General features: G+C 70.1%; 11 protein-coding genes. 3 read left to right on the top strand and 8 right to left on the bottom strand.

The window, feature by feature from the left end; genetic code table 11:
* Together VF542_RS16140 and VF542_RS16135 are read right to left on the bottom strand one after the other, a co-directional pair.
* On the bottom strand, positions 1–2,221 hold a 2,221-nt coding region (locus VF542_RS16140), incomplete at its 3' end, for a tetratricopeptide repeat protein (RefSeq protein ID WP_408652715.1).
* Between the two features lie 16 nt (positions 2,222–2,237).
* Positions 2,238–3,470 (bottom strand): MFS transporter, encoded by a 1,233-nt coding sequence (locus VF542_RS16135; RefSeq protein ID WP_408652714.1) that lies wholly within the window; start codon positions 3,468–3,470, stop codon positions 2,238–2,240.
* Positions 3,471–3,714: 244 nt separating this feature from the next.
* Here VF542_RS16135 and VF542_RS16130 point away from each other — a divergent pair, with 244 nt between their 5' ends.
* Positions 3,715–4,152: a VOC family protein gene (locus VF542_RS16130; RefSeq protein ID WP_408652713.1), complete on the top strand. Its 438-nt coding sequence runs from the start codon at positions 3,715–3,717 to the stop codon at positions 4,150–4,152.
* 186 nt (positions 4,153–4,338) lie between these two features.
* On the opposite strand, the gene VF542_RS16125 is transcribed toward VF542_RS16130, so the two are convergent.
* Positions 4,339–4,758, bottom strand: a complete 420-nt coding sequence (locus VF542_RS16125; protein WP_408652712.1) for a hypothetical protein — start codon at positions 4,756–4,758, stop codon at positions 4,339–4,341.
* Between the two features lie 56 nt (positions 4,759–4,814).
* Here VF542_RS16125 and VF542_RS16120 point away from each other — a divergent pair, with 56 nt between their 5' ends.
* Positions 4,815–5,360: a TetR/AcrR family transcriptional regulator gene (locus VF542_RS16120; protein WP_408652716.1), complete on the top strand. Its 546-nt coding sequence runs from the start codon at positions 4,815–4,817 to the stop codon at positions 5,358–5,360.
* Between the two features lie 104 nt (positions 5,361–5,464).
* Here the strand turns inward: VF542_RS16120 and VF542_RS16115 are convergent, their stop codons facing one another.
* The 3 genes from VF542_RS16115 to VF542_RS16105 form a co-directional block, all read right to left on the bottom strand.
* Positions 5,465–7,210, bottom strand: coding sequence for a hypothetical protein (locus tag VF542_RS16115; protein WP_408652711.1), 1,746 nt, complete (start codon positions 7,208–7,210; stop codon positions 5,465–5,467).
* A gap of 6 nt (positions 7,211–7,216) precedes the next feature.
* A complete protein-coding gene (locus tag VF542_RS16110) occupies positions 7,217–7,735 on the bottom strand; it encodes a hypothetical protein (protein WP_408652710.1) in 519 nt (172 codons plus the stop codon).
* Positions 7,736–9,081: 1,346 nt separating this feature from the next.
* On the bottom strand, positions 9,082–10,212 hold the full coding sequence (locus tag VF542_RS16105) for a geranylgeranyl reductase family protein (RefSeq protein ID WP_408652709.1): 1,131 nt from the start codon (positions 10,210–10,212) through the stop codon (positions 9,082–9,084).
* 277 nt (positions 10,213–10,489) lie between these two features.
* Between VF542_RS16105 and VF542_RS16100 the strand changes: the two genes are divergently transcribed.
* A complete protein-coding gene (locus VF542_RS16100) occupies positions 10,490–11,863 on the top strand; it encodes a S8 family peptidase (RefSeq protein WP_408652708.1) in 1,374 nt (457 codons plus the stop codon).
* Positions 11,864–12,215: 352 nt separating this feature from the next.
* On the opposite strand, the gene VF542_RS16095 is transcribed toward VF542_RS16100, so the two are convergent.
* Positions 12,216–13,178, bottom strand: a complete 963-nt coding sequence (locus VF542_RS16095) for an NAD-dependent epimerase/dehydratase family protein (RefSeq protein ID WP_408652707.1) — start codon at positions 13,176–13,178, stop codon at positions 12,216–12,218.
* Positions 13,175–15,757, bottom strand: a 2,583-nt coding sequence (locus tag VF542_RS16090; RefSeq protein WP_408652706.1) for an alpha/beta fold hydrolase, incomplete at its 5' end; no start/stop codon positions are given. The genes VF542_RS16090 and VF542_RS16095, both read right to left, overlap by 4 nt.

Raw genomic sequence — 15,757 nt, 5'->3', positions numbered from 1 at the left:
CCTCCCCGTCGGGGCTGCCGTGGTGGGCGCGCGCCCACGCCGCCGCGTCCTGCAGCCGCCCCTGCGCGATGTGGACCCGCGCCCGGATGGCGGGGATGGGACGCACGTCCGGGAAGTAGCCGGGCAGGTACAGCGGCTGCGCCTGCTCGAGCATGCCGACGGCGCCGTCCAGGTCCCCGGAGGCCACCAGCAGCGCGGCCATGGCGGTGTACCAGCGGTGCCGGTTCTCCGGCAGCGACGCACGTTCGCCGAGATCCCGCGCGGTGTGCAGGTGCTTTCCGGCCGCGTCGAGGTCGCCTTGTTCGCGTAGCACGTCCGCGAGGCCGACGTGCAGGTCACCGGTCGTGGACAGCACCGTGTCCGAATGGGTTTCTGCCCTCCGGAGGGCCCGCTCGTAGAGCCGCCGCGCCTCCTCAGGCTGCCCGCGCGCCAGCCACATGTCGGCCAGGACGACGGTGGCGCTGAGCTCGTCGGTGAGGTTCCCGGCGGCGTGCAGGCTGCGCACGGCTTCGCTGAAGAGGCCCACCGCCGCGGAAAGGTCGCCGGCGGCCCAGGCGGCCAGGCCGAGGTATCCCGCGCCGCCGGACCGGGCGACGTGGTCGGCCGGCCCGGCCAGGTCGAGGGCGCGGCGGGCGTGCGCGATGGTGCCCTCGACGTCACCGCGGGCTTGGGCGACTGCGGCGCAGTAGACGGCGGCCTGCGCCGGCAGCGCCCGCAACTCCTTGTCCCGGGCGCGGGCGGCATCAGCCAATCGGCCCCCTTCTGGCACTCGTGCCGCCGCACGTTCGGGCGTCGTTGCTAGTTGGGGCGTCGGGTGGAGTGCCTCGTTGGCATGGTCGAGCCAGCGCTCCGCCCCCTCCAGGTCGCCCTCGGACAGCCGCGCCGACACCATCTGGGTGGCAAGGAGCGCGCGGCGTCGGAGGACGTCGTCGGGCAAGGCGTTCAGCCAGTCGCGCAGGGTCCGGTCCTGCCGCCGCTGCCGGGCCTCTGCCAAGGCCAGTTCCAGGAGGTCGGCCGCCTGCTCGACATCGGTCGCGGCGAGGGCGTGGCGGATGGCGTCGGCCAGCGTTCCGTGCTCGGCGTGCCAGCCGCTGGCCGCCCGGTGCAGGGTGGGGACCCGAGCGGGGTTCTCGGCCTGGAGCCGGGCGCGCAGCGCGTCGGCGAAGAGGTGGTGGTAGCGATACCAGTGTCGCTGGTCGTCCAGCGGGGAGAGGAAGAGGTTGTCGCGCTCCAGTTTCTCCAGCAGCTGTTGGCCGTCGCTGCCGCCGGTGAGCGCGTCGCACAGGCCAGCGGTGAGCTGCTCGAGGACCGACGTGTCGAGCAGGAAGGTGCGCACCTGCTCGGGCTGGGTGGCCAGCACCTCCTCGAGCAGGTAGTCCAGGACGAACCGATGGCTGCCGGTGAACGCCTCGACGAACGCGGTGATCCCGTCCGGTGATGCCGGGTCGCCGGTGCTGGTGGTGGTGTGGCCGCGGGCCGAGAGGGCCACGAGCTGCAGGCCGGCCGCCCAGCCCTCGGTCCGGGCCTCCAGGGCCGCAACGTGGGCCGGCGCGAGTCGCAGGCCCATGACCTGGTTGAGGAACGCCTCGGCCTCCTCGGCGGTGAAGCGCAGCTCGGCCGCGCGGACCTCCAGCAGTTCCCCGCGGGCCCGCAGGCGTGACAGCGGCAGCGGCGGGTCCGCCCGCGTCGTCATGGCAAGGGTGACCTGGGGTGGCAGGTGCTCGAGCAGCAGCGCCACCGCATGGTGGACCTCAGGGTTCTCGATCAGGTGATAGTCGTCGAGGGCGACGACAGTCGAGCCGGCGAGTGCATCCAGGTCATTGACGAGACTGGCCATGATGTCCTCGACCGGTAGGCCGTGTTCGGTGCCTATCAGCGCCAGCGCCTGGCCCCCCACCTCCGGGCTGGCGGCCTGTACCGCGGCCACCAGGTGGGTGAGAAACACCCTGAGGTCGGAGTCGGCCGCGTCGAGGGACAGCCACCCGACCCGCAGCGCTTGCGGTGCTTGGCCCTGGGCTCGGCCCTGGGCTGGGTCCTCGCCGGGGCCTGGCGTCAGCCACTGGGTCAGCAGGGTGGTCTTTCCGAACCCGGCCGGCGCCGAGATGAGCACCAGCCGCGGCATCGTCGCCGGCTCCGCCCGGAGCCGGTCGACCAGTCGCTCGCGGGGCACGAGCCGACGGCGCGGAGCCGGGGCGCGCAGCTTGGTACCCAGGACCGGCATCTGGCCAGCGTAGGTGTCAGCGAACTCCTTTGACCGGAAGGATCGCTGCCGCTCCGGCAAGGGCGCACCCGCCCGCGACAGTGAACAGGACCCGGTAGCTGCCTGCGCCGAGGTCGAGGATCACGGGGGCGATGGCCGGGGCGAGCGAGAACGGCAGGGCGCCGGCGATGTTCAGGACGCCTAGGTCCTTGGCCGCCTGGTCGGGGTCGGGCAGTACGTCGACCACCAGGGCGAGGTCGACGGCCATGTACATGCCGAACCCCAGCCCGCCGAGGGCCATACCGATGAGATAGCCGCGGACGTCGTCGGCGCCGGCGACCACGAACAGCGCGAGCCCGTACCCGAGGGCGGCGGTGAGGACGAAGACCTTGCGGCGGCCGATGTGGTCCGACACCTTCCCGGTGACCAGGGCGGTGGCGACCAGGGACACCGAATGGGTAAGGGTGCCCAGGAAGATCGTGTGCGCCACGTCGTCCTCCCGGCTGCCCACCTGTGCGAGCAGGTAGTAGGCCTGGTAGGTGACCAGGAAGGCGTAGGCGAGAACGAACAGGAACCGGCTGGCGAACACCCAGGCGAAGTCGGGGCTGCGCCGCGGATTGACGTAGAACGTGCCCAGGAACTCCCGCATCGACCACGCAGGGGCCCGGCCCGGATCCAACCGGCGGTCGGCGAGCCGGCCCACGAACAGCAGTATGAGAAATGCGCCGACCGCGCACGGCACCAAGAACATCGTGAGGATGCTCTGGTCGAACAGCTGGACCAGGAAGGTGCCGACAACCGACGCCACCGGGAGGCAGACCGCCAGGATCCCGGACACCACGCCACGTTGGGCGGTGGGGACCTGGTCGGGCAGAACGGCGGCCAGCGCGGCGAGCAGGGCGTTGAAGGACACCTGCGCGATGCACCAGCCGAGCAGGACGACCGTGATGTCGGGCGCGAGAGCCACCGTCAGGATGCCGAGACTGCCCCCGGCCAGACCGGCGACCATCCAGGGCCTGCGCATGCCCCACGGCGAGGCGGTGCGGTCGCTCAGCCTGCCGAAGAACGGGTTGGCGACCATCGACAGCAGCGAGCCGACGCTGGTGACGAGCGCGAGCCGGCTCGGTGCCGCGTCGATGCCGACGAGGTCGTTGACCTTCAACGCCAGCGAGACCAGCAGCGGAGCCAGGAACAGCAGGGAGGTCCCGGTGTAGGCCAGCATGTACCGGACCAGGAAGCCCCAGCCGACGTGCGCGGGCTCGGCCGGCACGGAACCTGACGCGGCGCCGCCGTGGGAAACGCTGATCGGGTCACCGCCAGGGCTTTCTACGGAGCGGACTGCGGGGATGCCAGCTGGGCCGAGGTCTGGGCCTTCCCGCTTGTCTGTCACGGTGTGACCCCGTCCGGTTGGAGGACGCCGGGAAAGGCGCCCTCGCGAGCATGCAGCGAATCAGACGCCCGCGATAGACCCTGGCCTCAGCTGGCTACCGTCTGCCCCTTCTAAGCTCGAAGACATGACGATCCAGCGGATGGACAACGTCGGCGTTGTTGTCGACGATCTCGATGCTGCTGTCGCGTTCTTCCTCGAACTCGGTCTGGAGTTGGAGGGCGAGGCGGCAGTCGGAGGACGTTCGGTGGACCGCCTCGTGGGGCTCGACGGTGTCCGGGTCGACATGGCCATGGTGCGGACTCCGGACGGCCACGGCCGGCTTGAGCTGACGAAGTTCCACACGCCGCCGGCGGTCAGCGCTGGGTCGGACGCACCGGTGAACACGCTGGGCATACGGCGCATCATGTTCGCCGTGGACGACATCGAGGACGTCGTTGCCCGCCTGCGGACCCATGGCGCCGAACTCATCGGCGAGGTGGTGCGGTACGAAGACAGCTATCGGCTCTGCTACGTCCGGGGCCCCGAGGGCATCCTCGTCGCGCTGGCCGAGCAGCTCGGCTGAAGCGGTCGAGTCGGCTCAGGCAGCGTTCGGGTCCGGCTGATGGACGCCGAACGTGTTTCCTTCCGGATCGAGGTGGTAGCCCTGCCATGCCATTCCGGCGATAGTCATCTTCGCAAGTTGCCTCAAGGCCGGTCGCGACAGCGTTCCTGAGGGCCGCGGTACGGAAGGCCGGTACCGCCGTCGAACTCAGACGGTCGCGACCAGACAGGCCACCAGTGTGGAGAAGAAGGTGAGCCCGCCCAGCAGGGCGTGCAGGGTCGCTGAGCGAGGATGGCGCCCTCTGAGCACCCCGAGCACCGCGCGACGGTAGTCGGCAATCCATGACGGCCCGACTCCGGCCAAGGCACGCCAGCGCCCGGTCAGGATGGCGTCGCCGACGCCGTTGGTCACGTTGAGCACGGCGAAGGCGAGCCAGGCCAGGACCAACCTCCCGGTCGCCAGATGGCCCGCCCAGAGGCTGAGCCCGGCAACCGCGGTCACCAGATGGGCAGTGACCAACCGCGTCGGGAACGTCGATCCGCGGCGGCGTCGGCGCAGCCAGCGGAGCAAGACAGTCACGCCTACGGCGGCGGCGAGCAGCCAGGCGACGAGGGCGACGTATGCCATGATCGAAGCTTACTACGAGCATAGTGTGCTGTCACTACGGATATAGTACGCAGGTGATGACTCATCGGGAACGCGCCCTCGACGCCGCGATCGAACTGCTGGGGACGGAGGGGCTGCGCGCCACCACCCACCTGCGAGTCGACGAGCGGGCGGGTCTGGCGAGGGGATCCACCTCGAACTATTTCCGAACCCGGGCGGCGCTGCTGCAGGGCATCGTCGAGCACATGGTCAGCCGGGAGCTGCCCTCGGTGGGCAGCGCCTTCGCCCCGAGGTCCGCGGACGAGCTCGTCGATGGCCTCGCCCAGCTCTTCGACTTCATGACAGGCCCGAACCGGGTGATGACCACCGCACGGTTGACCCTGTTGATGGAGGCAAGCCATGACGCGGAGCTGCGCTCGGCGCTCATCCGAGGACGTCAGGTGATGGAGCACGCCATCCTGCCGACCCTCGCGGCCCTTGGTGCCCCGGACCCACTGCTGGCCGCCCAGGCCTTCGCCGCCTGTTTCGAGGGGCTCTTCCTGCACCGGATCGCCCGGCACGCCGACATCGATCCCCGGCCGGTCCTGGACCTCGTCGTGCGTGCAGCGCTCCAGCCCCGCTGACCTGCGGTACCTGCACCCGCTACCCGCGTGCCCGGGCCAGGGCCGCCTACCAGTGACAACCCATCACCCGGCTCGCGCCTGAGGCATCGTGTCAGTCACGACGCCTAGATGCTGTTGGGAGACTGTCGCCGGTTACGGGTGAGCATCGGAACGGCCGCGTCCCAGTATCGGCGGATGGCGTCGACGGCCTGCTGGTGCTGCATGGTGATGTCGCCGGGTTGCGCTGCCACGATGATGAAGGCGGTCCGGTACTGGTTGCCAGGCGGGGCCACCCGCACGGCGTCGAGGCCGGCCGGCCACACGAGTTGGCTCATCGGGATCGAGCGTTCGGTGCCCCACATGGTGATCCCGGCGGTCGCCCCGCCGGAGCCGGGGGACAGGCCTGAGCGGTCCAGACGCGCGGTGGTGGCGATGACGAAGTCTCCGCGCGGGGCGGCCGCCAGCGCCCGCGGTGCCCGGTCGACCCCGAGCCAGTGGTCGAAGCCGGGAATGCCGGGCAGCCGCCCGGCGGAGTCGAAGCGCGAGTAGGGGGCCATGACGTCCAACGTGGTGCCTCGGCTGGTGAATCGGGGACCGAAGGCGGGCTGGTACTTCACGAGGCGTGCCGGCAGCGAGCTGAAGCCGGAGGTGTTGGACAGAACCCAGTCGGGCAACCCGCCGGCCACCGTGTAGACGCCCTGAACGCCACCGCTGGCGTACTCGAGAGGCCCGAACACGGCCTCGGCCAGGATCGCATTCCAGGTCTTCACCCCGACACCGACCGCCTGGGGAGGCTCGGGCACGTCCATCTCCACGACAGTGCTCCAGGTCTGTGACAGCGGGTTTCCGTCGGCTGGGCGCCAGGTCGCCGCGGCGTCAACGAGGTGCGGGGTCAGATCGGTGCGCAGCTGGTCATATCTGGCTTGGAAGACCAGATGCGTGCCGCGGCGGATCACGCGCAGGGCCACCGCGGAGCCCGGGTCGCGGAAGGGGCGGTTGTCGGGCGCGCTGATCAGGGTCTCCGGTTGGCCGGTGCGTTGCACGGCGATGGTCCGGTGGTCGCGGTAGTAGCCGAAGAAGATGCCGTCGTCGGGGTTGAACATGATGACCAGGCCGGCGTGATAGGCCATCGGCGCCATGAGCCGGGGTTCCATCCAGACGAGCAGGTTGGCTTCGTCGGCGAAGGCCTCCTCGCGGGCCGTGACGCCCATCATGACCAGGTCTGCGTCCCCGTAGCGGGCTGGCAGCGGGAGGTCCGCCAACCCTGGTACCTGCAGGGCCGCGCCGGTGAAGGGCTGTGCGACCCATCTCGCGAGTCCGTCGCTGGTTCCCTCCCGCGACCAGGCGGTCCCGTCCATGCACGAGCCGCCGGTGCTGACCCACGCGCTCCAGTGCGAGCCTTGCCGGGCGACGAACGCGGGCCCGGCGTAGGGAGTGCCGTCGTGGAAAGCCTGGCTCGCGTCCCAGCCGTCGATCCCCGGCGCGAGCCGGTCGGGCCAGGGCCAGAACTGCGGAGACCGGACGGTCAGGTCGCGAGGAACCAGCCAGTTGTGGCCGAATTCGTGAATGAGCGTCCCCAGCCGCGGGCCGATGACGGCCGGGTCGGTGCTGGACGGCGGGTCGGCTAGTTCGAGGACTCCGAGCCGGGGCAACGGGCGGACCGACCAGTCGGCGAGTTTGTGGTTCGGGTTCGCTGCCGAGCCGACCTGGTAGGTCGCCCAGGCGTGGTGAGTGCCGGTCCGGACCGGGCCTGAGGATCCAGCCGCCTGAAGTAGCGCGACCAGATTGGCACGGTAGTCACCGGTGACGACGTCAGAGCCGGTGACCAGCAGGACGTTCGGGTAGGTGCTGGAACGCGAGATGGTTGCCACGTCGACTCAAGCCGGGCTGAGGAACGAGGCGCCGACCGCATTGAAGCGGATGCTGGCCTCCTGGTCGAACCTGACGAGCATGCTGACGGCGAGCCCGAGACCGACCCGATGGTAGGAGCCGTCGGCGTTGCGGATGTCGAAGCGGTTCCTGCCGGACACGAAGTCCCCACTCAGGTCACCGCTCAACCCGAGCGCCGGGGCGGTGCCCAACCTGGTCACGTTGGTCCCGCCGTCCCAGACGTGGATCTGGTCGAGGTGACAGCCCGCGTCCATCTGCAGGTTGAGCATCACGTCGCGAAGCACCACGATCTGGGCGTTGATCAGGGTCGGTGACGGAACCGCGGCGTGGAACCAGACGGACTGGTTCGACTTGCCGCGAAACGTCTTGCCGAATCCTTGTGGCAACCCGAGCACATCGGTCCAGGGGATGCCCGAGACGGAGGTCAATGGCCCTGGCGAGGTGATGTTGCTGCCCCCGGCCGTCTCGGCCGCGACGGCAACTCCGTGAGTGAAGAAGGCGTACATACCGTGCCACCGATCGGAGATCTCGGAGCGAGTGGGTTCCACACCTTCCCATATGGCGTGTCCGGCCGGAAGTGGCTGGACGGCCCCCAAGCCTGGGTCCGAACCAGCTCCGCGGGAGCAGCGGCCGATCCTGTCTGAGCCGGCGGCGCGCGGGTCGCGTGCCGCCGCTGTGTCACCGATCGCCCTGGCCATATCGGTCGGCGGCGTTGCCTCGCCGGCCGCAACAGCATCCCCGGCGACGCGATATACAAAGCGTAGGTAGGAGCACTTCCATTTCCACGTACTAGCCCCTGGAATACACGCGCTGAGTCGGTGTAGAAACGGAAAGTGAGGGTCGCTCGCCGGCGTGGAAACTGGCATAGAAATCTGATACCAAGCCATCCGATAAGAATGGCAATAATGCCGAGCCGGGGGTCGCTTCCCCTTCTTCATGCCGCCATCGCGCGAGGTCGCCTGCACGCCTAGCGGGTCGTCTCAGATCAGGTGACTGCTGTGGTTGCACCGATAGTCGCACATCGAATGCTGCGGCGCAGGCGGATCGGTATAGGCGCCGGTGACTAGTCGCGCGCGGCGGTAACCCTCTGCGATCGACTGCCCTCATATCTGTGATCATCCTTCGTAGTAAGCAGATCGTTGATGCGCAACCGCTGTAGAGCATGCGTAGCGCACGGCATCCCGCACGCCTGTCCCACCCACGACGGGCAGCTCCGGTCGCGGGCGACCGACCGTTGCGTGGAGTCTGGATACGGTGGGATCAGCTGTGTAGAGCGACCTCTGACCTTCAGCCGACTAACGCCTGCAGGTATCAAGGCTAATGACACTTTTTTCTGGATTGGCCATCCAACCTGTTCCGGCTGAGCTAACCTATGCCCCCGGGTTAAACCATCGGCTTAGCGACACCGGAGTATTCGCGGAATCGGAGAGTATTCGTGATCGAGCAGACAGTGGCAACAGCTTTCGGCTCGGTGGGCGTATGCACCGGAATTAATTCATCCACAAAGGAATCCTGGCGGGTTTCGCGCCAGCGACCTCGGGCCAGCGGCTTCCATGCCGCCCGGCCGGTGACTGTGGGTACCGACAGGAAGGGACCGCTGCTGACCCGGCCGGGTCACTGGTAGGGAGAGCAGGTCCGGCAACTGCCCCTGAACTCATGAGCCGCTTGAACAGACAGGCGCCTCAGAGGCGGGCGACCGGACGGCGAAACGCTGAACGACCTCGCCGTCCGGTCGCAGTCGCATGTCCCACAGCGCCGGTCGGCCCAGTCGGTCGTAGGCACAGTCGGTCGTAGGCACAGTCGGTCGGGTAAACACAGTCGGCCAGTGAGAGCAGGTGTGCCGTCCAGCCGGTCAGTCGTGGAATCGCAACCGGCCGACCAACCTGGGAGTGAGCAGCCCATCGGCCAGGCCGAAGCTCACCAGATCGTCGAAGGCTCGCTGGTCCTCGCGGCCGGCGCGCAGGCCGGCGTCGATCAGGGCTGTCCTGCCGCCGAACCGGGCCAGGGCGGAGGTGTGCCGCAGGTGCCGGCCCAGCCGCCGGCGGGTCGCCACCCGGTAGTGAGCACCCGCGTCACCGCCCGCGAGCAGAGCGCGGGCCGCGGCCCGGCCGGCCAGAGCACCGGACACCACCGCGTAGAAGATCCCCTCACCGGTGAAGGGGTTGATCATCGACTGGGCGTCGCCGGCAAGCAGCACCGGCCCGTCCGGAATCGGCGGCCGCCCGGACGACAGCGGCAACCGATGGGCTCGAAGACCCGCCGGCTCGGCCAGGCCGGGCAGCAGCGAGTGCAACCTGGCCAGCAGATCGGCTCGGCTCAGCGGCCGATGGCCGATCAGCTCGCCGTAGCCGACGTTGGCCCGGCCGTCGCCGATCGGAAAGCTCCACGCGTAGGCAGGCCAGTGTCGATCGGTCATCGTGATGTACTGGCTGCCGGCGAGTTCGGGCAGCTCGGGGGCGTAACCCCGGATCGCCAGCGCCACCCGGCCCGGACGCGAGGTAGCCGTAGTCCGGCGCAGCACGGATTCGGCGCCGTCCGCGCCGATGACCACCCGGGCTTGCAGCGAGCCGTCGAGGCACACCCCGTCACCGGTCATCCGGACCGTCCGAACCGAATGCCGGCGCACCTCGATTCCGCGGCGGCGCACCTCCTCCACCAGGCGGGCGTCGAAGATCTGCCGGGGCACCACCCGCACCTGATGGCGCATCCGGCGGTGCACCCGCACCCCGGTGGGTGAGCGCAGCGCCAGGTCAGCGACTTCGATGGTGCCGTCGAAGACCCGCTCGACGTCGAAGCCGAGTGCGGACAGCTCCTGAGTGACCTCGTAGGCGATGCCGTCGCCGCACGCCTTGTCCCGCGGGAAGTCAGCCCGGTCGACCACCAGCACCGACAGCCCCGGGCCGGCCTGCGCGACGGCAGCCGCGGCGGCGCAGCCCGACGGCCCCGCGCCCACCACGATGACGTCGTAGCTGTCTCGACCCATGACACCACCCTAGGTGCCATCCGTGCCTGTCCGCGGGGCCCGAGGGCCGCCGGGGCAGGAAGGGTTTACCAACTAGTGATCTGCGGAGTCACCGAAGGAGGCAAATGCCCTGCGTAAATTCGGCCTCAGTCACCAGGCCCGCTGACGCGAATCTGACGAAGTCAGGGTTCACATCTAATTATTGGCAAGTTCTCATGAGAGTGACATAGTGAATCGAGGCCTTATCCCCCTGGGCTCTTGCTTTCCCAGTCAACCTTTCCTTGGTCAAGGAGTTTTGATGCGTCGTTCCCTTCCGCTGCTCTGCGCTGCGACCATGGCCGTGTCGCCCTTCGCGGTCAGCGCGCCGGGCAATGCTGCTACGCCGGCAGCCCAGCCCGGCGCTTCCGCGGCCAGCGGGCCCCGGGCCGTTGCCAATGAGTTGCTGGTCGGTTATGTCGCCGGTGCCACCGTGGCCGATCGGGCCCGAGCCCGGGACCGGGCAGCGGCTCGGCTGGCTGAGCGAGTGGTGCCGGGCGCGGCCGCCCGTGCCGAGGTCGAGCTGGTGCGGCTGCCGGCCGGCACCGATCAAGCGCACGCGATTCGATCGCTGAAGGCCGATCCGGCAGTCGCGTATGCCGAACCGAACTGGGTGTACACCCATGCCGCCACCAGCACCGACCCGTACTTCACCAATGGCAGCCTGTGGGGCATGTACGGCCCGAGCACCACTCCGGCCAATGCGTACGGCAGCAACGCCGCGGCAGCCTGGGCTGCCGGTAACACCGGTTCCTCCGCGGTGTATGTCGGCATCATCGATGAGGGCATCCAGTACACCCACCCCGACCTGGCCGGTCAGGTGGGCAACCCGCTGGAGACCGCCAACGGCGTCGATGACGACGGCAACGGCTACGTCGACGACATCAACGGTTGGGACTTCGCCAACAATGACAACTCGATCTATGACGGCGGCACCAAGGGCAGCCTCGACGACCACGGCACCCACGTGTCGGGAACGATCGGTGCCAAGGCCAACGGGGCCGGCGTGGTCGGGGTCAACTGGAACGTCCGGCTGATCAGCGGCAAGTTCCTCGGACGCAACGGTGGCACCAGTGCCAACGCCGTCAAGGCAATCGACTACTTCAACGGCCTGAAGGCGCGTGGGGTCAACATCGTCGCGACGAACAACTCCTGGGGCGGTGGCGGTTTCTCCCAGGCACTGACGGACGCGATCGGGCGGGCCAACAGCTCGAACATCCTCTTCATCGCCGCGGCCGGTAACGGTGGCAGCGACCAGGTCGGCGACAACAACGACACGACGCCGCACTACCCGAGCACGTACTCCAACCCGAACATCATCGCCGTGGCCGCCATCACCAGCACCGGTGCGCGGGCGTCCTTCTCCAACTACGGCCCGACCACCGTCGACATCGGTGCACCCGGTGCCGCGATCTGGTCCACCACCGCCTACAACATCTACGAGTCCTACAGCGGCACCTCGATGGCCACCCCGCACGTCACCGGAGCAGCCGCGCTCTACGCCTCGACTCATCCCGGGGCAACCGCCGCGGCGATCAAGAACGCCCTGCTCAGCAGCGCCATTCCGACCTCGTCCATGGCCGGCGTCACCACGACCGGTGGTCGGCTCGACGCCTACGCGGCACTGTTCAAGTAGTTCCTCGGTCCTCGATCGGCGGTTGTCGCGGCCGGGGTCTCCGAACGAGGAGGCTCGACCTACTCCAGGTGAGGCAGGGCGGTGTTCGCCCACCTCGAACGCCGCCCTGCTCACCAGATCCGCGAACCCGCGTCGGCCTGCTGGCCGGCACGGGTTCGCGGTGTTCAACGGCACGCGGTGAAGCTGCAGTGCGTCGCTTTCAGCTATCCGGTGCCCGCGCTGTTCGAGTGTGGGCAATGGTGTCCGAACGCGTGAGTACCTGCCGCGACCGGGCCCTATTACTCGGCCAATAAAGCGAATTTCGCTCTCAGTGGCTAACGGGGGCGTTATAAGCCCGAGATATGCGGGCGGGTCAGGCGTAATGCGATGCCAGCCTGCTGAAGCCTTCATCCAGGCTGATTCGGGGGTGCCAGCGCAGCGCCGCACGGGTCCGTCGCTGGTCGAACCAGTGCGCCGTCGCCAATTGTCCGGCCAGAAACCGGTTGAGCGGCGGGGTGTCGCGGCGGTTCGACACCGCCCACGCCGCCTCGATCATCGCGCCGAGCACGTTGGCCACCGGAAACGGGACCCGGCCGCGCGGCCCTGGCACTCCGGCGGCGCGGCACACCCGCCGAAGGATCTCTGACACCGGCCTGGGCTCGCCGTTGGACACCACCAACGCCTCACCGTGAATCTCGCCGCACCTGCGCACGGCGGCCAGCAGCGCCTCGACGGCATTGTCGAGGTAGGTCGTGTCGATCAGAGCTGCCCCCGAGCCGATCAGTGTCAGCCGCCCGGCGCGGGCTCGCTCGACGACCGGCGCTACCAACTGCGTGTCACCAGGCCCCCACACCAGGTGCGGCCGGATCGCCAGCACCGCCAGCTGGGCGGAGTCGGCGTTCAGCGCGAGTGCCTCCGCGATCGCCTTGGACCTCGCATAGTGGCCCCTGGCCCGTCGCGGATCGGCCGCGCCGGCTCCGGCGCCCACCAGGGACTGACCGGCGTGCGCCACCGCGGGCGAGGACACGTGCACCAGGGCCGGCACCCGGTTCTGCCGGCAGGCGTCGATCACTGCCCTGGTTCCCTCGACGTTGGTGCGCTGGTATTCCGCCCACGGCCCCACCACATCCACCTTCGCGGCCAGGTGCAGGACGGCATCCTGCCCCGCGGCGGCACGCCGCACAGCGGCCCGGTCGGCGACATCGGCCAGCACCTGCCGGCACGGCAGGCCGCTCGAGCGGCGTTGCAGCACGGTCAGCTCGGCGCCCTCAGCCAGCAACGCCAGTGCCGTTGCCCTGCCGAGCAGGCCGCTGGCACCAGTCAGCAGCACCTTCACGCCCGGCCCGCCAGCACCTTCTCCGCCCATCTGGCCAGCGCTGTCCGGTCGACCTTGGACGCGTGCCGGATGTCGACGGGCAGCCGATTGGTCACCAGGACCGCCGCCACCGGGACGTCGACCGTGGACCGGACGGCGTCGGAGAGCTCCAGGCTTGCCACCGAGGCTCGCCGCCGACCGGGCAACCGCGGGCCCCCTACCCGTCCGGCCAGCCGGCGTCCGGATCGCTGCGGAACGACGATCGCGACCAGCTGCTGGGTTCCGGCCGGCCCGATGCCCACCACCGCGGCTGCCGCGATCCCGTCCACGGCGGCTATCCGCTGCTCCAGCCCCACCGGGGTCAGCAAACCCTGCGGGGCGGTGATCAGGTGTTGGAGGCGCCCCTGGATCCACAGCCGGCCGTCGCCGTCCAGCTGCCCGACATCGCCGGTACGGTGCCAGCCGGCATCGCGGGAACTCGCTCGCTCGGTGGCCCACAGCGCGTCGTAGCGCTGCTTGCCGTGCGCGGCTCGAACGCAGATCTCGCCGACCACGTCCGGCTCGGCGCTCAGCTTGCCGACGTCCTGCCCGAGGGCGTCGAGCGCGCTGATCTCGACCTCGACCCCGGGTACCGGGCGGCCGACGCAGACGCCGTTGCCCGGCCCGGCCGCCACCAGTTCGGGCAGCGACACGTCGGTGACCGGCAGTACCTCGGTCATGCCGTAGGGGGTGTGGGCCTGCGCCGCGGGCAGCAGCGTGCCCAGCTGACGCAACAGCTCGACCGGAACCGGGGCTCCGGCCGACATCACCAGCCGGATCCGGCCCAGCGCTGCCCGCTGGTCAGGGCTGAGCGCGCCGGCGGTGGCGGCCACCGTGCGCAACGCCGCCGGCGAGGCGAACACCACGCTGGCCCCGATCGCCAGCACCGCGTCGGCCAGCGCCGCCGCGGTCAGTGTTTCGGGCCTGGTGACATCGATCGCCGGGACCGCCGAACCGACCCCCAGCGCGGGTCCCAGCAGCGCGAACGGGGCGAACCCGGCGACGATCCGGTCCTGTTCGCTCAACCGGTAGGTCCGGCGAACCACGGCCAGTTGCTCCTGGACCTGGCGGTGCAGGTACAGCACGCCCTTGGCGGGGCCGGTCGCTCCGGAGGTGAACACCACCGCGGCCTCAGCCTCGCCGCTCACCTGCGGCAGGGACGCCGAGGAGGCGGGTGCCGCTGTGTCCGCTGTTGTCGCTGTGCGGGCCTGCGACGGCGTGGTCAGCTCGGTGCGGGCCTTGAGAAGACGCCCCGCGGCGGCGCTCGCCCTACCGGCCAGCCACCGGGTACCGGGCAGCCGCATCGCGGCCGCGGCCGCCAGCCCCTCGGTGCTGCCGAGCACGTGGTCCAGGTTGGCGCTGCGCAGCGCCCGTCCCATTCCGCGCAGCCCGAGGCCCTTGTCGGCCACCACGATGACCGCCCCGGCGCGCCAGCCGGCGTATACCGCCACGGTGAGCTCGATCGAGGGCGGGATGAGCAACGCCAGGCGCTGCCCCGGTGTCACACCGCCGGCCACCAGCGCGGTCGCGGCGTGGCGGACCCGCCGGTCGAGCTCCGCCCAGCTGATGCTCGCCCCGCCCGTCTCGGCGATCGCCGTCTCAGCGGGGGTGCTCGCCGCCCGGTCGGCCAGCGCCTGCCAGAGCGGAACCGGCTCGCGCTCGGCGGAGGTGCCGGCAGCGCGCTCCCGTTCGGCAGCCGGCACCTCGCCGGGCTGCGCCTCACCCGCTGCGGCCGCCGTCCGCCGGCCGATGTCCAGCTCGCGCACCCAGCTGGCCACGTCCTCGGCGTAGCGCGGGGCGTCCTCGGGCAGCAGATGGGAGGCGCCGGCGTAGCGGTGCAGATCGGCCCGCGGCAACCGGGCTCGCAGATCGCGCAGGTACTGCTCACCGAACACCGGGTCGCGCGGTCCCCAGAGCAGCAGCGCGGGCACCTCCCAGCCGGTGATACCGGACGTGATCGCCTCCAGTGCCGGGTGGCTCGGATCCTGGTCACGGAACGGTATGTCGGCGACGAAGTTCCCGATCGAGCGCCGCCGCTCGGCTCCCCGGTACGGCGCGGCGAACGCAGCCCGGGTGCCGCGCTCCAGCGGCGGCCAGGACAGCGCGGTGGCGCTGCGCAGGAACACCGGCGTCCGGACGCACAGCACGTCCCGCAGCGCGGCAAGGTGGGCCAGCCGGATCAGGACCGGTGGCCGGGAGTCCTCCGGCTGGTGCACCGCGGTGTTCGTCAGCACGACGGCCTGGACCTGGTCCCGGTGCTCCAGTGCCCAGCCGAGTGAGATGATGCCGCCCCAGTCGTGGGCCACGGTCACCACCGGTCCGATGAGGCCCAGCGCCGCGGTCAGCTCACCCAGCTCCCGGACCCGGTCGGCCAGCCTGCTGGCCGGGTCCGCGCGGTCGGAGTAGCCCATGCCCAGCTGGTCGGGCGCCACCACCCGCCAGCCGGAGGGCGCCGCCGCGAACATCCGCCGCCACAGGTAGGACCAGGTCGGGTTGCCGTGCAGGCAGAGCAACGTCGGGCGCTCCGGGGGTGCCGCGGGCTCGGAGTCCAGGACGTGCCA

Source organism: Jatrophihabitans sp. (genome assembly GCF_036389215.1).
Classification (GTDB): domain Bacteria; phylum Actinomycetota; class Actinomycetes; order Mycobacteriales; family Jatrophihabitantaceae; genus Jatrophihabitans_A.
Note: the sequence above shows the minus strand (reverse complement) of the source record. Positions and strands in the feature narration are given on the sequence as shown.